14 protein-coding genes are annotated in these 21,215 nt (G+C 43.9%); all 14 read right to left on the reverse strand.

Translation table 11 applies throughout. The features are described 5' to 3' along the window. Positions 1–23: 23 nt before the first annotated feature. Positions 24–1,586 (reverse strand): DUF6850 family outer membrane beta-barrel protein, encoded by a 1,563-nt coding sequence (locus NQ565_RS13515; protein WP_005651735.1) that lies wholly within the window; start codon positions 1,584–1,586, stop codon positions 24–26. Positions 1,587–1,609: 23 nt separating this feature from the next. Beyond that, entirely contained in the window at positions 1,610–2,881 is a 1,272-nt protein-coding gene (locus NQ565_RS13520; protein WP_004312956.1) for a DUF4876 domain-containing protein, read from the reverse strand. Between the two features lie 13 nt (positions 2,882–2,894). After that, the gene (locus tag NQ565_RS13525; protein WP_231292971.1) at positions 2,895–5,765 is read right to left on the reverse strand and encodes a TonB-dependent receptor; all 2,871 of its coding nucleotides are present in this window, start codon (positions 5,763–5,765) and stop codon (positions 2,895–2,897) included. Positions 5,766–6,675: 910 nt separating this feature from the next. After that, positions 6,676–8,556 (reverse strand): carboxypeptidase-like regulatory domain-containing protein, encoded by a 1,881-nt coding sequence (locus NQ565_RS13530; protein ID WP_004327093.1) that lies wholly within the window; start codon positions 8,554–8,556, stop codon positions 6,676–6,678. 1,257 nt (positions 8,557–9,813) lie between these two features. Beyond that, on the reverse strand, positions 9,814–10,602 hold the full coding sequence (locus NQ565_RS13535; RefSeq protein ID WP_004311277.1) for a ParA family protein: 789 nt from the start codon (positions 10,600–10,602) through the stop codon (positions 9,814–9,816). Positions 10,603–10,677: 75 nt separating this feature from the next. Beyond that, positions 10,678–11,082 (reverse strand): DUF3408 domain-containing protein, encoded by a 405-nt coding sequence (locus NQ565_RS13540; protein ID WP_004315818.1) that lies wholly within the window; start codon positions 11,080–11,082, stop codon positions 10,678–10,680. Positions 11,083–11,111: 29 nt separating this feature from the next. Next, entirely contained in the window at positions 11,112–11,528 is a 417-nt protein-coding gene (locus NQ565_RS13545) for a DUF3408 domain-containing protein (RefSeq protein ID WP_004327094.1), read from the reverse strand. A gap of 913 nt (positions 11,529–12,441) precedes the next feature. Next, a complete protein-coding gene (locus NQ565_RS13550; RefSeq protein WP_004289236.1) occupies positions 12,442–13,008 on the reverse strand; it encodes a DUF2284 domain-containing protein in 567 nt (188 codons plus the stop codon). Then, positions 13,005–13,763: an ABC transporter ATP-binding protein gene (locus tag NQ565_RS13555; protein WP_004289235.1), complete on the reverse strand. Its 759-nt coding sequence runs from the start codon at positions 13,761–13,763 to the stop codon at positions 13,005–13,007. Before NQ565_RS13555 ends, NQ565_RS13550 begins: the two co-directional genes overlap by 4 nt. Beyond that, positions 13,760–14,740: a FecCD family ABC transporter permease gene (locus tag NQ565_RS13560; protein WP_004311292.1), complete on the reverse strand. Its 981-nt coding sequence runs from the start codon at positions 14,738–14,740 to the stop codon at positions 13,760–13,762. The genes NQ565_RS13555 and NQ565_RS13560 overlap by 4 nt, the downstream gene beginning before the upstream one ends. After that, complete coding sequence (locus NQ565_RS13565) at positions 14,741–15,880, reverse strand: ABC transporter substrate-binding protein (RefSeq protein WP_004289233.1); 1,140 nt, start codon at positions 15,878–15,880, stop codon at positions 14,741–14,743. 11 nt (positions 15,881–15,891) lie between these two features. Next, a complete protein-coding gene (locus NQ565_RS13570) occupies positions 15,892–17,970 on the reverse strand; it encodes a TonB-dependent receptor plug domain-containing protein (RefSeq protein WP_004311295.1) in 2,079 nt (692 codons plus the stop codon). 18 nt (positions 17,971–17,988) lie between these two features. Further along, a complete protein-coding gene (locus NQ565_RS13575) occupies positions 17,989–19,089 on the reverse strand; it encodes a YncE family protein (protein ID WP_004293828.1) in 1,101 nt (366 codons plus the stop codon). Between the two features lie 28 nt (positions 19,090–19,117). Further along, the gene (locus NQ565_RS13580; protein WP_004311297.1) at positions 19,118–21,208 is read right to left on the reverse strand and encodes a receptor L domain-containing protein; all 2,091 of its coding nucleotides are present in this window, start codon (positions 21,206–21,208) and stop codon (positions 19,118–19,120) included. Positions 21,209–21,215: the final 7 nt, after the last annotated feature.

The following is a 21,215-nucleotide window of genomic DNA, read 5'->3' on the forward strand; positions in this document are numbered from 1 at the left end:
AATATAGATTTCGTTATGTAGCATTAAAAATTACATCCTAAACTTATCGATAAATGAGTACGCCCATCATAATCATAGTCAGAGGTATTTATACGATCGAATACAACTTTTGCAAATAAGTTCATACGTCTGTTTTCTCTGACTTGTTGCGAATACGTTATCGACCCGCCAATACGATAGTAATCACAGGTATAATAATTAGTCAGCCCTTGTTGTAATTCGGTTACAGTTGGATAGTCTGCATGGCTGCCACCATATACATATTCACCTCCCAGATTATTGTTATACGCAACATGAACATCTATTAAAAGCCTGCGATTCAAACTATTGCCTAAAACAAAATTTTTTTTGCCACCTAAGCCTAAAGATAAATTTTCTGCATTCTGTACAGAATTAGGCATTAAATATTCATCGTCTTGCTTGGTATAATTCACATTCAATTCTGCTTTCCAACTATATTCATTCCCGCGGTTTCTGCTTAATGCATAATTAAGAGAAGCGGTTTGTGCCTTGTACGTAGAACGGATGTTATTATATAATTCCACCCAGCCACTTTGTGATTCAGAGTTATCGCGTTGAGAAATATACTGAATACCATCGATGTTACGATTTGTATATGTGGTTCTCATATAATTGGTATAGTCCTTTCCTTCCTGAATCATCGTTAAAGAAACATGAGCAGTTTTATCTTTTACACCGGCTATTTTTTTAGGAGTCGTATAGCTCTGCTGAACAGTTTCCGCTTTTACATCGTAACTGCCCTCAAGCAGTAAATTGAAAGAGGGCATACTGAAGTTGTACTGGAGAGCTCCACCGAAACGGTCTCCAATATAATTGCTGGTTACACCGCTGCCTATTCCTTTTATGGCTGTTCCCAAACCGTATAATATATAATAGTCCTGATCCACATAAGAGTTGACATTACTCATTCTTGAGTCTTCCTTGATAGAACTATACTTGAAACTTGCACCAAACTTGTGTGAATTATTCAACTTGTAAGTAATCCCCGGCGTCAGTCCCAGCGTATAAAAACGGGTATTCACACGCGGGTCGCGCTGTTTGGCAGCTAATGTAGCTACATAATTACCTTCCAACCCCAATGCCCAATGATTACCAAGTAAAGGAGTAGCTGCACGAAACTTCAGATCGTAATATTGATTTCTCCATTTGCTTAAGTGCTGGTCTGCGACATAGTAAGGCATTCCCCTGAATGGATCGGCAATGGAGGCGTTATATCCGGCATCTGTCAGATTTTTTTGTGCAAAATTAAATGCTCCCCACACATATGCATTTTTCAGATTGATAAAGCCTTCACTGGATACACCTACGATAGCCTCTTTCTGCCCCTCTTGCGGACGGCAATAGTTTCCGTCCTGTAAGTCATATCCCAATATAACATTCGAATAATTCTGAATATCATCGAATGGCATACCGGCAGCATTCTGTGAATGAGACCATAGTCGTCTTGTTTTCAATTGTTCCATAGCGGCGGGAGAGAAGCCCTGTGCCGCTCCCACCATACTTACAAGGCAGGCTATCATTACCAGCAGGCAGCTTTTCATATAGTTCATATATTGTTTTTTCATTGTTCTGTCTTTTTAGTTAATTATTACAATGTGTGATTCCATGAAGGCATTTTTGCTCCATTACGACGCATTACAGGAACAACGCCACGTTCAAAGTCATCCGTACTGTTGTTTGTATCCTGATATATATATGTACCTGTTTCTTCGCGAATAATAGGATTACCTTCTTCGTCTGTGGACAATTTGCGAGCAATACCTAAACCGCAATAAGTAGCTCCTACCCAAGTAATACCTGCATCAAGTACACCGGGGACACGTTTTGCATTCATCTTTGACTCATTGTTTACTGCTTCAACAGCATCCAATACATATTTAATAGGTATTTTTGCATAATAAACATTGCTGTTCGGTTTGCTAAGATCTGTTGTCTTCATATTTTCATCGTTGACCGGATCCCAAGCTTCTCCTTCAGGAACACGAAAAATCACATAAGCACCTCCGAATACGGATGTCAAATATTGTGGTATACTTCCCATCTCTGCTTTTCCTTGGTAGAAAACATGTTGCATATCATAAGCTGCCTGGTCAGGGAAGTTTGGATTATTCATATTAAACTCAAACTCAGAACTACTGCCGTCTATAGGACTTTGAGGGTTATAGATGTCCAACTGATGGTTAGCGGCAAATTGAGAAATGATGCAAGATTCACCTGGCGCTAACGGATATTCGGTTCCATTTCCTGGAAATTTCCACACACGTTCTCCATATGCATAATTATTACCGTCCGCTTCCGGCCAAATAGGTAATTTAGTGGTAGCTGTACCCGGAGTTAAATTTGCGAAATAAATACCGTCCAAATACAAAATGTCAGCAGAGTTATTGTATATCTCATAGAACTGGTCTCGGAAATAGACTCCTCCTTTTTCCGGACGGCTACCGCAATAATAAATCTCCTTGAATATTAATGGGCTCACTTTAAGCCCTTGTACTTCAATATTCAATGCGCTACCATGCTTAAATAATGCCGCATTTACAGAATTGCCATTGATGTAGTATTCATTGTTTTCTGTATCGATCGCTGTACCGGATACTGTTACCGAATAAATTCCGGGGATAATTCCGTCAACTTTCACACTATTATCAGTTACTTCTTTTACATAATGTAAATCTTCATCGTAATTGTCGAACTTTACAGTCAGATCTTTCAGTGTGGATATATTTTCAACGGTAATATCCAAATATACATCCACTGTGATAGGATTCACTTCTGCTGTGCCAGACATGTCCCTGAACGAATCGCATCCTATCAAAAGGGTACTTGCCAATGTAAACAAATATATTAAATATTTTTTCATAACTTCCTAAACATTATAAAGTGAGTGATAATTCCAGCCCAAAGAAAAATCGGTTATTCAATTGAATATATGAACCCGGATTACGTTTGGATTCTCTGCGCGGATAACTTCTGAACATATTGTTGGCAAAGAAAGAAACACGTAGCATATTGCTAATTTCTTTAGTTACATTCAAGTTAAAACAAAAATAAGGACTGTATGATTCTTTTATAGCATTATTATGACTTACATTATTCAACATATATCCATATCCTGCATCCTTTACTTGCTGGGTAGTGGTATATTTCCCCTTGGGAAACATATTTACAGACGCATCTTCCAATGCTAAATAGCCCACAGGTATAGAATCGTTTCCAAATGTATTCCAATTAGACTGCTGCCAAATAGCTTGTGCTGTCATCGTAACAACAAAACCGATACGCGGGATATTGTGAGTGGCACGTAAAGTCGTTACAAATTGTTGTTTGTAACTTGCATTGCCTTCTTGAGAATAAATGGCCACCGGTTTACGGGCTGAAGCAGCATCTTCGCTATTGTCATAGAAGCTATAACCCTGACGCCAACTCTTAGTACGCATCCATGAGCCATTTATTTGGAAGGCCGTACGGATAGCATCAATACGTCCGATATTCAAATCAAATTCTAAACCTTTAGTTTCTATATTTAAATTATTAGTTGGTTTTGCATAAGTAGACAATACCGGTAGGCTACTACTAAGCTCTATCCCGTTTTCTGTGCGCTGGTATTCATTGTAGATAAATGTATTGAAGGTGTTGAAGGTTTGGCTCATTACATAACCATCCTTCAGACGCTCCTTATAAGCTATTACATTCAGATTGGTTTTACCCACTCGTAAATTAAAACCGACTTCTGCTTTATGATTTTGGGCAATCTTCAAATCTGAGTTATCTACTTGCCGAACTTCTGTGGTAGTCATAAACAAGCGCTGGCTTTCCGGAATATTTTCATTGGTAAGCTCATTTATATTGATATATTCAAAATATGCATTTTCTGGATATAAATAGAGAAGAGAAGGCATCTTTGCAGCAATACCGTAACCTCCCTGAAGACTTAATAGATTCGGAATCAAATCAATGGATGCATTTACACGTGGCGAGAAAATGCCTCCTACTACTGAGGTATGATCATAACGCACACCAGCCTGAATGTTCAAATCATGCGTACCGCTTATGGACCATTTGAAATTATCTTCCACATATGCACCAAATTGGTTAATGAAAGGAATATCCTTATAGTTACGTGGACGGAAAGATGAATTATGACCGTATTGACTACGATAAGGAGGAGTACTTGGGGCATAAGTTTTTCCTTTACCAACGTTACCGTCACTCCGGAAATCCGCACCAATCAAGATGCGGTTGTTTACATGACCGCTCGCCTTGAATAGAGAACTCGTCACTTTAGCAAACAAATTAACTTCACGACTATCGATCTCATAGTGTCCCAAATAGCTGCTTGGTAGATAAACAGCATAATGATTTATGTCTTCCGGTCCAAAATTAGTAATTTGATTACCATTGGCATCATAGATATGCTGACCTGCAAAGTTACTAAGTACCGCACCGTTTGTAGTGGTCATGGAATAAGGAGATGTAGCAGAACTGTATACGGTTTCATAATAACTGTCTTTATCCATATACGTACCTGACAATACATAGCGTAGTGTTTTTAACCAGCCCTTATTTATATTCCATGTACCATTGGTATTCAAAGTAAAACCTATATCGCGGCCTTCCGAAGCTGTTTTAGTTTGTTCATCATCAGGATTACGTTCACGTTGATCCTTACCATAAATAAAATCAAAGCTGGAATTGGTACGTAACTTATTATTAAAGAAAGTATTTGAATAGAGCAACTTTGTTGTGGCACGCTGATAGTGCTGGTAACTGGATATTGGATTATTCGTATTATAAGCATAATCTGCACTTACATTTAAAGCGCCTTTCTTTTTTCCAAGTTCAAAACCGGTTCCCATAGACACCTGATAGATATTGGGATTGGCTTTTGCTTTGACACGTAGCGGCTCACGACCAGCTTTTGTATTAATAATTACTGCTCCTGAGGTCAGATCACCATATTCAACAGAAGGGATACCACGAACGATTTGTATAGACTCTATATTTTCAGTAGAAATACTACGAACATCGGTTCCACCAGCCGGCGAGGCACCTCCGGCCAATGAAGCGGGTGTTTCCGTACCACTTAATACCGTAGGGCTCATCGCAGATAGATTAGCATTATTTGAGATGGGGGCACCATCACGAATTATTGCGGTGCCCATAGCATTCATCGGAGCTTCCGGACCACTGGAACTGGAAACTTGACGGATGTTAATCTGTTGTGCCGAACTCATATCTTGATTCTGTGAAATTCCACCTGGCATCAATGACATTACATCATATAAACTGGTCGCTTGCATATGGTCCATAGCAGAGCGGGAAATGTGAGAAGATGTGGATTTGCCTGAACGGCTGTTGGTTGCAGTTACTGTAACTTCTTTCAACTTAAAATCCTCATTCCTCATTGTAAAATTAAGAACCAAATCCTTATTTACATTTATTAAGGTGTCAATGGAGACTTTGCCCAAATATTGAATTTGCATACGAATTTTACCAGTAGGTACGTTTTCCAGTATGTATCTACCATTTTCATCAGAGGTTGTCCCTAGTGCAATTTCAGGAATAGACACAGCTGCAAATTGTAAAGGCAAACGCTTGTTGTTGTGGTCGTACTCATAAACAGTGCCTGTAAGTTTTACTTTGTAATTGTTTTGCGATTTGATAGGGAGGGCAATTCCTATGCAAATAAGTATAAACAAGTATATAATATTACACCCCAAAATACCTTTTTTCATAAGTAACATCATATTTATTAATAATGCAAAATTATATGTAAATTTTAAATTAAAACAAACCATTGTGTGTAACAAAACTAAAATTATTAAAAATACATGTTGTTTTTGTTGGTGCCGTTGCATAATCTCACAGACCTCAACCGTCTGTTGTCTAACAATATAGCAACTGCATTATATTTAGGAAAATCCAATATATATTAGTACTTTATTTAAGTTCCATACATAGTAATACGGATCTTGAGTGATTAAAAGCAAACTGCAAATCTAAATAAAAAACGGGATGGTTGTAGTTCTGATATGCTATATCTTAATACAACGCAGATAAATACTTATATTTTCATTGATAGATCTAACTAAGTTAAAAAACGGATTTTCTCCAAAATTCTTCTGATAGCTCCGTTCCAGCCTCATATTTATCGCACTTTACAGAAGCCCCAGTTCAAATATAAGGAAACTGTATCTCTCTTCGATAAAAGATCTATTTTAGGACGCAAAATTAGATATTACAAAAGATTATAAAAATACCATTTTTTGGGTATAAAAACGCATCTAATACCTATATATAGGTATTAAATATCATTGGCAATGTATGTTCCATTTCATTAAGCAAACAATTTTTTGTATAAAATACAAATAGTACTTTTTTACCCACTTAAAAAGTGCAAGAATGTATAAAAGTCCATGTGTCAGCTATAATAGGGGCATGAATAGGCATCCGTTCCATACCTGTCCCTATTTGAATCGGTCACCCCACAGTGACCGGACATTACTCACCCAATTCGGATTCTCATTACAGTAGGCAACGAAAATCTGTATCAAGTTCCAAAGCCCGAGAATCATTCCATTAAACCTGGCAGGAATTGTGACAACATGTCTGCTTGAAACAGCTACTATTATGGTATCATGCTGTATTGTTATGCTATATACCATGTTCTAAGTCAAAACTCTTTTTTTTTAGAATTGAAGGTTTAAGGCTCCATCCGAAAGTCAATATCACTTTCTCAAAATTCTTTTCTACAGCACCCTTTGTATAAGTTAGGATGTCTTTCTCTAGAAAATTTTTGAAATCAGATGAACTCATGTCTCTAAAAATGTTTATATATTCTTTTTTAAGAAATTCATTTATGGCATGTGCCGATATCTTTTTTTGCGTGCACTTTTCTATAACATATAAGTTGCTTGGTACCGGTACCATCGTGTCCAGCCCCATGAAGATATTACAGTCTACCATAAGAGTATAAGCGCCGCTCTCGGCAAGAGGTGCGGAAATGCAGTAATTGGCTTGCTCAAGCAGAGAATCCACCAGTTCTTTTGTGGAAGAACTGATACTATTGGCCAATTGTTCATATCCTCTTAGATTCAGTTGGGATATGGTCTTTTCGATAGCCGGGATGAATTTCATTCCTGGACCCAGGTTCAAATCAAATCTTTTGTAATAGACAAGAAGCTCATTCCAATCTTTGTACCGTGAAGGTTTGATGATATTTACATTGTCTATACCATGTTGTTTAAGATACTCGCCGGAGGAAAATGCATCTTCTTTGAAGGTCTGTGTGTTTCCATCCGGGAAACTTAAATAGATGGTCTTATATGTGTCTCCAGTGTTGGTCCTTGCAAAAGCTTTACATTCCTCACCTTTGAGATAATATGCTGTGGTGATGTCAAAACCATTACCGCTGGCATCATTGTCATAGCAACAATTCCACTTTACCTTATCAGATGGGAATATACGGCTTATATTCTCTATTTGGGATTTGGTGACATATCCCCCCGTGCTTATGAATGCGCATGTGGTTTCTTTAGTATAATGGTTTATTTCGTAGAAACTCATTGCGTCAATAGCGGATTCAAAGAGATATATGTCTGTAACCTTGTCAAAAGGAACAAAATTGGCCATCCAACAGCTTTGTGCCTTGTCACCACCCGTGGCAAAGGCTTTATAATTGGTATTGGTCTCTGCAAAATAGTTCCTCATTTCAAAGTTAAGGATTTCCATCTGGGAGGGTTTGCGGAATGGAAAGCCGATATGATTGTTTTTTCCTACCTGGTAGATGAACAGTCTATTGGCGAAATCCTCCACAGTCTGTGGAGAGAGCTTCCTTTGGACGGTCAAATATGGATTATCCTTTTTGATAGGACGAGGATTCCAATAATTCAAATTGGATTCAATATCATTTGGATTCAGTCCCAGCAGAGGATTGTTTACCGTTTCGGTATCTTCATTGGTGATCTGTTGAGTAGGCATTGGTACACCATCAATGACGAAGAGAGGCTGGGTTCCTCCTGTGACGGAGTTGACACCTCTGATTCTGAAAGTCATTCCGCTTGACAATGAACCGTCTGTGGGGATAATCTGTACTCCGCTGATTTTGCCTTGTAGTGCTTGCAACGTCTGCGTAGAACTACTGTTTACAATATCTTTTATATTCACAGAAGCAACGGCGGTTGCAATATCACTTTTTCGCTGGCTACCATAGCCTACAACAACCACCTCATCCATCTCTGTGACTGAAGGGTCTAGAATGATATCAAATCTTCGGTTCTTTCCGATAGTGATAGTTTTGGGCTTATATCCCAGATAACTGATGACCAGTTTTTCAGAAGGAAGTACTTTTATCGTGAACTTTCCTTCTAAATCGGTGATTACTGCATTGGTGGTACCTTCGATATTTATCGTGGCACCGATAAGAGGTTCACTCTTCTCATCCAACACTTGCCCTGAAATAGTTACTTGCTGTGCTAATGCTACAGTGAAATGTAGTATTAGAAACAATGTGCTTAATAGTACTTTTCTCTTCATAGTGCAGATATTAAAGTTTATAATAAGGATTAATACAATTAGATTTAAAATGGTAGTGCAAATAAAGCGAATTATAATATCCATGTTTTGACCTATTGTACTTTTCTCTTGACCAAATTACAGACTTTTTCTTCAAAGGTAATCGCTTTCTATTAATTTCATTTATCACCGCGTAAAATTATTCGATTGGACTTTTTATAGTGAGTATTATCATGGGGAGTATTAAAAAAGATTGGATATGAAAAATAGTATGTTAAATCATTCTGTTTTCTCAAATATGCAGTGGGGTGTGAGCGCAAGGAAAAATATCTGTAGAAATTGATAATAATGTATTTTATTCAAACTTTCCATTTATCCAAACTCTATCAGTTATCTGCACTTAAATCAGGCTTTGATATTTCAAGAGTTTGGATAAATGATTAAGGATTCAGTCTGCATTAATACCGAACATAGCAGTCAGTGAACGATTGATACCTTACGTTCGCATCGTGCGAAGTCTATTCCTTTCCACACGGTTTTGCGTCCGGCTGAAGATGCACACTCGGCTTGCGCCTTGTTCCTTTGCTGTTTCTTTATACTTGAAGTTCTACAATTCGTTTCACAAAGAATTACCCTGTGGAAGTCTGCCCGCTTTCGCGTAGGGTGACGTTGAAACCTTTATCCAGGGCATTACACCATGGCATTCGCTTTCTCCACAATCCTTTACCCGCACCTCATTCGGCCGCTCTTACAATTGGCCACCCATCGGTTATTGGCTGACGGGAGAGATACGGGCTTACCAAGTTTCGCACAAATAACTGACGACCGACTTAGACTCCGCCTATCCACCAGCAGTGCGACATCCGTGTAGCACGATGTAACAGCGTACTATCCTGACTGCTTGCCTTTTGGAATGGCCCATAAATATCCGTGAGCTAATTCATAGTCACGATGGTACGGCGATTCACTTAGGTTACTCATATCAGTCAGCTTTGACATTCTTCGCCTATGATGCTTAGGTTGGAACGTCGTTGTCAAGAGGGCTTCGCACCCGACCGTTGCCAGTCACGTACGCCTCTTCAGGCTACTATTGATGGAACAATAGGTTCAGACACGATGCTGAACAATTACTTGTGTGACCTCTTGGCGCACATTACACTACTAAGGTAATGCTTTTATAGGAGAAGTCACATCTGTAAAAAACTTATTATCATGCAATTATCTTACTTTATCTTAGGCTAAAAGCCCTTATTCAAGGTGTCTGTATCCTATCATCCGCTACCGCTCGGTATCGGATTCCTCCAGACCGATGGCATGGCATATCTCCTCCACCAGTTCAGGAAGGCCGGAGTCTTTCTCCTGACGGGGATCGGGTGGAAACAGCGTGGAACGAAAGACACCCTTACAGACAGGGTCCGCCTCCTTGTTGTAGCGGAGGGTGTTCGGAATGTGTGAGGACAGCAGCCGCAGCCCCATCCTGTGGATGACCCGGTTCCAGGCATCATACAAATTCTTCCGTCCCCTTCTATCCACCATGTTCCAGAACAGCCGGATTCCTTTCAAGTTGCAGTTCCCCTTGGCGATCAGCTCCTCTTCCAGCACCTTGGTAAACTGCAGGGAACTCTGCATGACGATATTGTCCGCCTTGAGCGGGACAAAGATATAGTCCATCGCGGCAACGGTATGAACCACCCCCTCGCTGCGGAGCGTTCCGGGAAGGTCGAAGAGCACGATATCGAAAGTCTCCCCTTTTTCGTCCATATAACGCCGCAGGTCTTCCACCCCCTTTTCCGGGTCGCTTTTGATGACCGGATAGGCAGGCTTACGGATTCTTTCGTACTGCCGGTACAGGTTCACCTTCAGGTCGTCATTTTTCATGACATTCTCCATGTCCCTCTCACGCATCAGGGCGATGCTGTGCTGCGGGGAGTCACAGTCCACAACCGCCACACGCACGTCTTTGCGGTAATGCAGGACACTGGCCAGCAGTACCGTAAAGACGGATTTTCCCACGCCACCCTTCTGGCTGGCGATGGCAACCAACAACTCTTTTTCTTTTTTCATCATACTTCTTTTTCATTAAAAGTTAAACACTATTGTTTCAGAAACAAAAATAATGCTCCCATCGGGGGAGATCCCCTGTCATGGGGGACGAGCCTTTATGACCGGGCCGGGCAGGGACTCCTCCAGAATCATGTCCGTCGTTTCCCTGTATTCTTCCAGATGCCGCGAGACAAGGTGGTTGATGAACCCCTCCAGAGTGACCTTTCCGTTTCTCGAGGCTCCCGCCAGGATGGACAGTTTCCGGTGCAGGGCGGCGGGAATATGCAGCGACCGACGCTGCACGCCCGCAATGCCATGCAGGTATTCCTCCCCGTAGACGGACGGTTGCATGGGGCCATTTTTCCTTGCGGGACGTATAATGTCGTTACCGGACGTTCCACGTCTCTTCCGGGGACAGGCAGGCGCTTCCCCCATGATCTCACGGATGCGGTCCGCGTCCATCCCGCCAAGACCAATCCGCTCTTTTACGTTCTTTCCTGTCATGATATGCCTTCTTGGACAATGACAACGTTTTATCGGCGAGGTGTTCCTCCCGGCTGTCCGTCCTCATCCCAGGGACGGTAGACCTCACCGAGCAGGGAGGCGATGTCCTCCCTGTGTTCCTCCATATGGAGTTCCAACAACCGGATGATAAAACCGGAGATGCTGCCGCAGCCGGCGGCCCTGACCAGCATGGCGATCCGGCGGTGCAGTCTCCCATCAATGTAGGCGGTCTTCCACTCAGCGGCTCTGGGAGCGGGAACCAGAAACCTCCTCTTGTATTCCTCCGGACCTGTCACTTTCCCTGCCCGGACCTGACTTCCATGACTTGGTATCTCCACCACTGGTTCCAGGGATGGGGAAACGGGAGCTGACAGAAGGTTCCCCGTGAGTCCGACCCTCTCGAGAACGATATCGGAAAGCCGGTTCTTTTCCTTTTCTGAATCCATATTTTAAAATCTTAAATTATTAAATTACACAACTGGTATTGTCTCGGAATACAAAATAAAGGAAGAAGAGAACAGGATGAAACCACCTGTCACTTATAGTCATCCAAAGTCAGTTATTGTCATGATACACATGACGGGGGGACGGAGATGCCGTTCCGTTCGGACGGTTCTTCCTATGCGGAGGCGACATCAGAGGCCCGTAGTGGTGTGGAAAAGCGAGCGGGATTCCGTTTCCTTGTCCACCGTTCCTTTTTAATCCTTATGGGCAGGCGTGAGAGCGCGCATCCGTCCGGATACGGATTCTTAAATTATCGGTCTATGGGAGTGTAAAAGTATTAATCCGTTAATGGAGAATTATGAAGGAAGACCATAAGGTGTACACGGCTACATTCTCCATTTGCAGAAGTGTAGAAGTAGTAATCCATTAATGAAGATAATGCAGAAAAACCATAAACCATATACGGCTCACTGCCGCTCTCCATTTGTAGATGTGTAGAAGTAACAATCCATTAATGGACAATAGGGCATGTAAAGGGCAGATTTCCCGTATATTCGCCTCCTTATTCCCGAATTATGGACGTAAGTCATATGATTATGGAGAGATATCCACCCTTTTATGGGGAGAGCAGCCGGCAAACACCTGATGGAAATGCCTCGTAAATCACAGGAGAATAGCCATACAATGGGCTAATACACAATAATTATTGGATAAATGTGGTCCGCTCCTGCGGACAGCAAGTTGTGTTTTCGTTTAACGAAAACAGGACGGTTTAACGGAGAATACACCGATAAACCGTTACTTATTTCAAGCTCCAGCGTCGCTTTTTACATATCTAACTATAATTCATTTGAAATCACAAAACAGATTGAACCGAATGTGGTTAGTTTGTCTGTTTATTTCATGTCCGAATCATTAGTATGCTATGTTGCAAAGTTCGTATTCATTATGAAAAAATCCGCTTACGAGAACAAGATATTCAGGTAATTTGCCATCCTTTCCCCAAAGAAGTTCGATGTTAAAAAGTTCAGAAAGCGTTTTGGCTATGTCAAATCCGAAGGCTTCGAGTGACGGACGCACTTTTTCCGGGTGTCGGCATGGTGTGCCGCAGTTACGCGTACACTCGTTATCTGAGCAGTGAAGACATTTACCTATATAGGCAAATGAACGCCCTCCATATTTCCGTTCCATATCCAATAATTCGCTCTCGATTCGTATCCGTTCCGGTAAAATGAGTTTTTGTGTATATTCAATCGGAATATCTTTGTCTTCAGGGATTATCTTCGTTGCCATAAGATGTGCATACTTGTATTGTCGGAGAAACGATTCCGTATCAAAATCAAATGGAGGACACCCCCAACTTTTACCGTAATTGGTACATTGTTTGCAAAGTTCAAGAAAATGTGGTTCGTCACGGAATTCGGCGATGTATCCTTCAACAGTGATGTCTGAAGTAAAATTTTCTACAGTGTATATACTCATTGTTTCAAAATCATTGTACCGCATAAGGAGTCGAAACGGATGTTTTCATTTTGGAAAAGTCTGTCAATGTATCCGCTTTTCTGCATTTCAGACGCGGTCAAGCAACTTAAATTCGGGGTATCTAACAATGCTATCGAATCGCACATGGACAACGCGATGTCAAGTTCATGTGTCGAGAACATGATACATTTTTTCTCGTCGTGGACAAGCCTACGAAGCAACGCCACAAGTTCGTAGCGATTAGGCATGTCAAGAAAGGAAGTCGGTTCATCAAGGAGAATGATAGGAGTATCCTGTGCCAATGCACGAGCAATCATCACACGCTGGCATTCGCCATCCGACATTTTATCCATCGTGCGGTTTGCATAAGCCTCCATTCCCACCGAAATGAGCGATTGCATGACTATCTCCTTATCTGTTTCTTGCATCCTACCTATCCAGTTGGTATAAGGAGCACGGCCTATGGCTACGACATCCTTGCACCGCAGGTTGGCGATGCGCGTGCGCTCGGTCGTGACGACAGCCAGCGTTTTTGCCATATCTTCGGTTTTCATGCAGGCGATGTCGTGCCCGTCGAGAATGATTTTTCCGGAATAACACCGGTTCAGACCGGCTATGGCGCGGAGCAACGTCGATTTTCCTGTCCCGTTTCTTCCGATAAGGGCTGTCAGTTGACCTTTTTTTATCGTGGCATTTACCTCGTGGAGCAACGAGTTTTCTTTGTAACCTATGGAAAAATGCTGTAATTCTATCATGCGGTGATGGATTTGTTGCGTAAAACCACCCATACGACGATTGGGATTCCCAATAGAGCTGTAATGGCGTTGATCGGCAAGGTGAATATTTTAGAAATGATGTCGCAAAGAAGCAATATCGATGCTCCCGAAAGAATTGTTCCGGGCAGAAGGACATGATGATCGCTATTTTGGAAAAGCATTCTTGTGACATGAGGCATAGCGAGACCTATGAAACCTATCGGACCGCAAAAAGCGGTTATCGTTCCGGCGAGCAGCGTTGTCGAGAGAAACAACAGGCTGCGTGAACGCCGAATATTCAGTCCCATTGTTACGGCATATTCCTCTCCGAACAGCAGGAGGTTAAGCGGTTTGATGGTCAGTACAGCCAACAGCAGTCCGGCAAACACCGATGGAACAAGAATCAGAAGTTGTCCGGAGGTGACGTCACCCAAAGCCCCCATCGTCCAAATGACAAAGGCTTTCAGCGATTCCTCTTTGCTGAGGTACTGCAATATCTGCACGACAGCACCTACGCCCGATGAGAACATCATGCCCAGAATCAGGATTACCATGATGTCTTTTATTCGCTGTCCGACGGCAGTTATCACGAGCAACACGACAGCCGCACCCACCCACGCTGCTCCGGCAATGCCTATTGATGAACCGATCCCGGCAAGTACCACAAGTGCCACACCGAGACTTGCACCGGAACTGATGCCAAGGACATAGGGACCGGCAAGAGGATTACGGAAGAGGGTCTGCATCTGAAGACCGCTGACCGATAAGGCAGCCCCGGCCAACAGTGCCACTATAGCTTTTATGAGGCGTATGTTGAGTACGATTTTTTCCGTGGCACGGGAACAATTTCCCCCGGTCAGTGCTGCCCATACATCGCGGATCGGAATGTTGACAGCTCCCACGGCCAAGTCCAGTAAAAAAAGACCGACCGTGAGCGTAATCAATATGGAGAATAATATAGTCGAACGGGAACGCATCTATTTCAGTTGCTTGTAATACACACACTCTTCCTGCACCAGTTCAGGATGGAATATCTTCACGAGGTCGCGGAGCACGATGTCAGGATTCACGACGGCAGACTCGTAATAGTCGTTACCCCCGGCTGTGTTGGTACGGGCGTTGTTGTTATACACCTCTCCATTTTTGAAACATCGGGTATCGGTGAATTTCGGACATGATGCCTTCAAGTCGTCAAGGGAGTTCGCCATTCCCACGTTCAACCACATGTCCGCATCCGACGCGAGCAGATATGCTTCTTCTAAGTCAATGGGGATAGAAGCGTTTCCCGTGTTCTTCTGGTAGATATAGCGGCCTCCCGCATCAGTAATCAAGCGGGCTACATAACTTTGGGTTGAAGGCATGAACCACGAGTCGCCATAGGGAACATTAAGCATAACCGAAGGAGTGCCGAGGGTACTGTCGGCCACTTTCTTTTTCAAGGCGTTGTATCTGACCGGGATTGCGGCAAAGGCTTTTTCACCCTTCTCACGTTTTCCTGTGACTTCTGAAAGCACTACCATCCATTCGGCCTTGCCGAGAGGCGACTCTTCAAGATAATCGCCGACATACATGAACGGTATGTCGAGTTCTTCGAGTTTGCTTTCCATTGCGCTTGCGCCGTTCACCCCATAGAGCAGAACGAGGTCGGGATCGAGCGAGAGCAGCAACTCGTAGTTGATGTTCCCTTCATAGCCGACATCGCCAATACTGTCGCGGCGGGCTTGGATGTCTGGGTTGGAAATGTAGTCGATTCCCGAAACGCCGGTTATACACCGGACTTCACCGATTGCGTCAAGCATGGCGATATGAGTGGAAGACATCGCCACGATACGTTTGGCGTCTCCTTTGAGTACCTGTCCTGCAAACCCTTCGGGAACCTCTTCACCGTTGCGGACGATAAACAGCCATGTGGTTACACTGTCCGCTCCCTGCCAGGGATTCCTGACGGTTATCAGTACGCTTTCCTTCCCGCCCGCCCCTTTGATGTCGAAGCCGGAGGCATATTCGGGAGCATAAAGCAGCAGGTTGAAATCATTGATTTTTGAGCTTTTGTTGTGGCAGCCTGTAAATGCCAGAGAAAGCAACAAAATCAGGCTTAAATTCTTTAATGCGTTCATATTGATGCAGATTATCGTTTACTATTTTTGTTTTTTCCGAACTTGGGTGTTATGCCGATGAATATCTCGAAATTGATGCCCGGCATGGGACGGGACAATACGGAAAGGTATTCTTCATCGAACAGGTTGTTGATGCTGCCCTTTAGCGACAGATCGGCCCATCGGAAAGAGAGCTGTTTTTCCAGTGTCACGTTATTCATGAAGTAAGGGGGCAGATAGCCCGTCAGGGTATAGTCATTACTCGACATGGTATAACGCTGGCTGTAATAACACCATTTGTAAAGCAGGCTCCATGTCCGCCATGACAGACGTCCGGTCACCGTTGCGGAAAACTCCGGCACGTATGGCAACTGTTTGCCGACGGATTGGTCTGCCGGACTCATCGGTTCGCTCTCGTTGATCGAGGGAGTCCACGAGAAAGTTCCGTTCATATCCAGTTTCCAGTCCTTTCCGAGCATTATATCAAGGTGGGCGTTGGTCTCTGCCCCGTAAGCATGTACCTTTTTGAGGTTTCTGGGGGAGAAGAATCCCTTGGTTGTGGGTAGCCAGATGATCCAGTCGTCGATGTGCGAATCGAACCAGTTGATACCACCGCTCAAAGCATATACATTTTCTTTCCCCACCGAGAACGACAACCCCACGTCGTATGTGAAGCCGTGCTCGCTTTTCAGGTCGGGATTACCGCCCGGCAGAAAATAGAGGTCGTTCAGCGTGGGAAAACGGTAGTTCCGGGAGATGGATGCTTTCGCCACGATATTGCCTTTTTTCGACAGTACCCCGTCGATGAAGAAAGCCGGGATAACCGGGGCCCATTCCGTACCGAACATATCCTCGCGAAGGACAAGCGAGGCGGCAAAACGATCGACAGGCCGCCATTTCGCAGAAACGGAACCGGAAAACTCGACACGTCCCTTGTCATACCCGACAACAGCCTTGTTACCTTCCTGCGAGATGATATTTTTGTCCGCGCTTTCCACCAAATGCTGGTGTACGGAAACACCGGCCGTGAACAGCCATTTCTCTGAAGGAGCATAATCCCCGTCCGCACTTCCGTAGAACGTGTTAATCTTACTGCGTGAGCGGGTCATCGAAGCCATTTCGCCGTTTCCCTTGTCCCGCTTGTAATCATAGGCCATCCATGTGTGTATATAGCCGCCTTTTACACCGACCTTCCATTTCTCCCGCACGCGATCCCACGAGAGGACGCCGCGAAACGTCTGCTCCCTTTGGCGGTTCTCGAAGTCCATGTCGTTCCCGTAATCCGTGCTGAGCATCGCCAGTTCCCGGTTGGAATTGATATACCAGGCGTTTAGCCCGAACTTGTCGCCTTCGCCCGTGTTATAATAAATTTCCTGCAAGACGTGCAGATCCTTATAAGCCCCGCTGCGGTTGCGTTCCGTCGGGTAATAGGAACCGATGATGTTCTTGTCCTCGTCATAGATGTTTTCCTTCTTGTCCCGGTTTCGGTATTTGTAGTCGTTGGGGGAAGAGGAATACACCACACGGGTGGAGGACTGCCAGTGTTTGTCACCGTAGGTCAGGCGGAGAAACTCGTCGAACGTGCTGAACGACCCCACTCCCTGCACGTACTGCAACCCGAACCCTTCATGGTTGGCCGGAGAAGTGGAGAGCCTGACCAGACCACCCAAGCCGCCGCCCGTTTCGTTTACCGATGACGTTCCGTGCAGCAGCGAGGCATCATCGATAAAGTAAGAAGGGATGGTGGAAAAATCCGTCATGCCCAGCATCGGGTTGTTAATGCGCATACCATTCCACGTCACTTGGGTATGCGAGGGAGAGGTACCCCGGAAAGCCACGGTGGATAACGTGGCGCGTCCGTAGTTCTTGACAAAAACGGATGAGTTGAATGTCAGCACATCGGCCATAGACAAGGCGATGTTCTCTTTCATGGCGATGGAATCGAAACGGGTTCGTTGCACGCCTATATCCTTCATAGGTCGTTTGCCCACCACCGTAACCTCCGGAATACGTAGTACCCTTTTGGTAATGCTGACGGAATTTTTCTGCTGGGCGGCAAGCAGAAAGGGCAGGCTTACCCCCACGAACAATAGAATAAGATGTCTTTTCATTTTTGTCCTCCTTCCTCGTTATTTCCAGCAGAAAGCTCCCGGAATGATTCCCACGTAAAATTCATCGATCAGCTTGCCTTGCGGCGAATAGCGATACACGATACCTTGTTGCTGGTAATCAATAGCGTCGGCCACATATACCTCCCCGTTGTTGGGATTGACCGTAAGGCCGTAGTATTTGGTGTCCCGAAACTCCAGAAAAGGCCGGACGGGAACACGGTCGGCTTCCACCGGCATTCGCCAAATATCGTTGTTGATCCAGTAAAGTGTATCCCGTGTACCGTTGAGCTGGACTTCCGAAGGCCAGTCGCCCAGCTTAAACTTGAACTGTTTCTCTACGGTGAAAGTCTCGGCGTCTATACGATAGAGAGACGGTGCCTCGTAACCGTATGGGCTGCCCTCGTAACCGCCATCCGTGATGGTCCACATCTTGTTGTATTTGTCCATGACCAGCGAAGTAGGTTGTATGCCGATGGTCAGTTCGTCCACGACCTTGTCCGTCTCCGTGTCGATTTTCAGGATGCGGTTCTGGTACGACCAGCAGTTCACATAGACGTACTTGCCGTATTGTACCATTTGTTCGGTGGAACCCGATTCCATGTCCATGTCTGGACATTCGATATAGCCGGTAATCTCGTATGTCTTGGGGTTGATGATGAAGATACGGTAGTCCCATATCTGCGTCACATAGGCTTTCTCATCCGACAGAAAATGGATATACCGGGGTGAGGTGAAACCTGTGATACGGCCCACTTCCTTGAAAGTATTGATGTCGATGGCGAAAATCACATGCGAGTTGTTCACCACGATCCAGCCTATACCGTCCCGGATAACCATAGACTGGGCCACATCGCCCAACTTGAACCCGTTGGCACGGTAAAACACTTCATTCTCCACTTCGCACGTGGCGGGATCGTAGTAGGAAAGCGTGGCATTGCTGTACTGGAAATTCCCCTCGTTGGTAATGAAAAGACCAGAGGCCGATACAGAGAAATCTTCCATCTCTCCGTAATCCCATTTCATGCAACTGCCGAAAACTGGCAGGCAGAAAAGAAAAAGGCAAATCCGTTGTATTGTTCTGCTCATTGTCATTCGGATAAAAAAGAGTACCCGAATCATTACGGGTACTCTGGTTAAGGTATAAGGTTTAATCCTGCTGCGTATATTGTTTGTCCTTCATATTTTGGAAGGTTGGGTTATACCCACATTTCGTCACGCTCCAACTTTCCCCCGTAATCATTCCGTTTTCTATAAACTTGCCGAAGAAAGTGTAGTCGGTAAATTTCGTCAAACCGTCAAAAACAACCCCATGCAAGGTCTCCAACTTCTCCATGGAAAGTGTTTCCTGAGAAAGAGAAGTCGCACTTTTTATCTGTAGCGTACCATCTATAGTCTGTAATTTATCACAAGTAATGCCTGTTGCTTTATTAACGAACAACCCTTCACCTCCTACGTGAAGCAATTCCGGAATATCCAGCGATTTACTTTGTAAAGATATTGCTAACGAACCCTCTCCCTCTTTATAATATACAGGAGAAGCTGAACAACAAACTTTGGATAGTAAGGGCAAGTTACAACTGGTAAAATTTCCAGATAAATAGAACTGTCCTCCCACTTCTTTCAAGACTGGCATTGTGATTGAAGCAAACATGGGGATTTGGATATATCCATATCCATCTATGATTTCCAAGTCGGGAAATTTGGCATTGCTTCGCATTTGGCCTGTCACATTTAGATTTCCATATACATGTTGAATTGTCGATATGGTATAATCGGTATTGTTGGTGGTTGGCTTACAAGTGAAGTCTTTGATATTCTTGAACGTGATTTCAGGGAACTTATTATTCGTGAGACTGGTGATGACAAAATTTACATTTGACAAATCTTCGGCTGTTTCAATTTTGGAGAGCTGCACCTTGTTTATAATTTCAATCTGGGGCGCTGTTTCTCCGAAGGTTTCAAATCGGGCGTTCGGCAACAGCAGTGTTCCGCTCACATCTTCAAGATAATCCAGCGTGATGCTTCCAAGTGTGGTGATCTTGCTCCAGTCGGGAAGTTGTTTGAGTGCCGTGAAATTCTTTATCTTTATCTGTCCCTTTATCGTTGTCAGTTTGTCCATTCCACCGAAAGCCTGAAGCACGTCATTTCGTTGGGGAACAAAACTACCGGTAGGAGGAGCTTCCATATTGGCTTCCATAATAATACTTCCGTTTACTGTTTCGATTTCCGGAAGGTTGATGGTTTCCAACATCACGGGGACGGTATGGAAATCAAGGCCACCGGTCTCTTTCAGCTTAAGGAAGCTCATGGAAGTCAGCTTGGCAAGATTGTTTACGGACAAGACCCCTCCGACACTTGTCAGTTCCGGTATTTCCAAAGACGCAATCGAACCGGCTGCTGTGTTCTCTTCATTGAGTCCTTGAAGATTCAGATCCTGACCTACAGTAGTCAGAACCGGAAACTCAAAACTCTGTAACGACGACGCATTGAACATCACGCTTCCTTCAATAGTTGCCAGTTTCTCGAATAGGACATACGTCACTTGGTCGTTATATACCGATATGTCTCCGGAGAGCGTTTCCAATGCTTTCATGGAAATCATGTGAAGTTCCGTAGCTTTCGAGGCGACATCGGTCGAACCTACCTGTAAACCTCCGGCAGAAACGATATTATCCAACCCTGTCAAGTCTGCACCGTTGTAACTGTTACGAATGACAATGTTGCCAGTAACCTCTTTCAAAGATGCCAATGCAGATATGTCAGTGATTTTTTCTGCCTCTTCCGCATCAGAGCCGATAATCAGGTTCCCTTTGACAACGGTTGTTTTGGTTGCGGCAAAAGAAGCTACCTCCTCGGTGGTCTTCAACTCCACATCTCCGTCAGATTCTATCTCGCTTTTCACGACCTTATAGGTATATTCGCGGGCATCTCCGTTATAGGATGTCACCCGGAAGGTTCGTTCGTTATCCCAGTCCGTTACCGTTTCAGGATCAGGTATGATTGTTGCAGAAGTTGTGTACTTGAATTCCACTTCGGCGTTGTTCAGCGATACCGTATAGGGAACGGTTATTGTTACTGTATTGTCCGTAATGTCGGCCGTGTACGATTTCCCGTCCACGGTCATCACGACCGATGTGATGAAATTTTCATCTGCATCTTCAGGTATAATTTCATCGTTTTTGTCACACGCTCCCAAAAAGAACAAGGATAGGAGCATGGGAAGAAAATAAATTTTCATACTTGTA

Source organism: Bacteroides stercoris ATCC 43183 (assembly GCF_025147325.1).
Lineage (GTDB): Bacteria > Bacteroidota > Bacteroidia > Bacteroidales > Bacteroidaceae > Bacteroides > Bacteroides stercoris.

What these genes read in the sequence shown, in the direction of transcription:
- NQ565_RS13515 (WP_005651735.1), bottom strand. Translation starts at nt 1,586, where the DNA reads ATGAAAAAACAATATATGAACTATATGAAAAGCTGCCTGCTGGTAATG.
- NQ565_RS13520 (WP_004312956.1), bottom strand. Translation starts at nt 2,881, where the DNA reads ATGAAAAAATATTTAATATATTTGTTTACATTGGCAAGTACCCTTTTG.
- NQ565_RS13525 (WP_231292971.1), bottom strand. Translation starts at nt 5,765, where the DNA reads ATGTTACTTATGAAAAAAGGTATTTTGGGGTGTAATATTATATACTTG.
- NQ565_RS13530 (WP_004327093.1), bottom strand. Translation starts at nt 8,556, where the DNA reads ATGAAGAGAAAAGTACTATTAAGCACATTGTTTCTAATACTACATTTC.
- NQ565_RS13535 (WP_004311277.1), bottom strand. Translation starts at nt 10,602, where the DNA reads ATGATGAAAAAAGAAAAAGAGTTGTTGGTTGCCATCGCCAGCCAGAAG.
- NQ565_RS13540 (WP_004315818.1), bottom strand. Translation starts at nt 11,082, where the DNA reads ATGACAGGAAAGAACGTAAAAGAGCGGATTGGTCTTGGCGGGATGGAC.
- NQ565_RS13545 (WP_004327094.1), bottom strand. Translation starts at nt 11,528, where the DNA reads ATGGATTCAGAAAAGGAAAAGAACCGGCTTTCCGATATCGTTCTCGAG.
- NQ565_RS13550 (WP_004289236.1), bottom strand. Translation starts at nt 13,008, where the DNA reads ATGAGTATATACACTGTAGAAAATTTTACTTCAGACATCACTGTTGAA.
- NQ565_RS13555 (WP_004289235.1), bottom strand. Translation starts at nt 13,763, where the DNA reads ATGATAGAATTACAGCATTTTTCCATAGGTTACAAAGAAAACTCGTTG.
- NQ565_RS13560 (WP_004311292.1), bottom strand. Translation starts at nt 14,740, where the DNA reads ATGCGTTCCCGTTCGACTATATTATTCTCCATATTGATTACGCTCACG.
- NQ565_RS13565 (WP_004289233.1), bottom strand. Translation starts at nt 15,880, where the DNA reads ATGAACGCATTAAAGAATTTAAGCCTGATTTTGTTGCTTTCTCTGGCA.
- NQ565_RS13570 (WP_004311295.1), bottom strand. Translation starts at nt 17,970, where the DNA reads ATGAAAAGACATCTTATTCTATTGTTCGTGGGGGTAAGCCTGCCCTTT.
- NQ565_RS13575 (WP_004293828.1), bottom strand. Translation starts at nt 19,089, where the DNA reads ATGATTCGGGTACTCTTTTTTATCCGAATGACAATGAGCAGAACAATA.
- NQ565_RS13580 (WP_004311297.1), bottom strand. Translation starts at nt 21,208, where the DNA reads ATGAAAATTTATTTTCTTCCCATGCTCCTATCCTTGTTCTTTTTGGGA.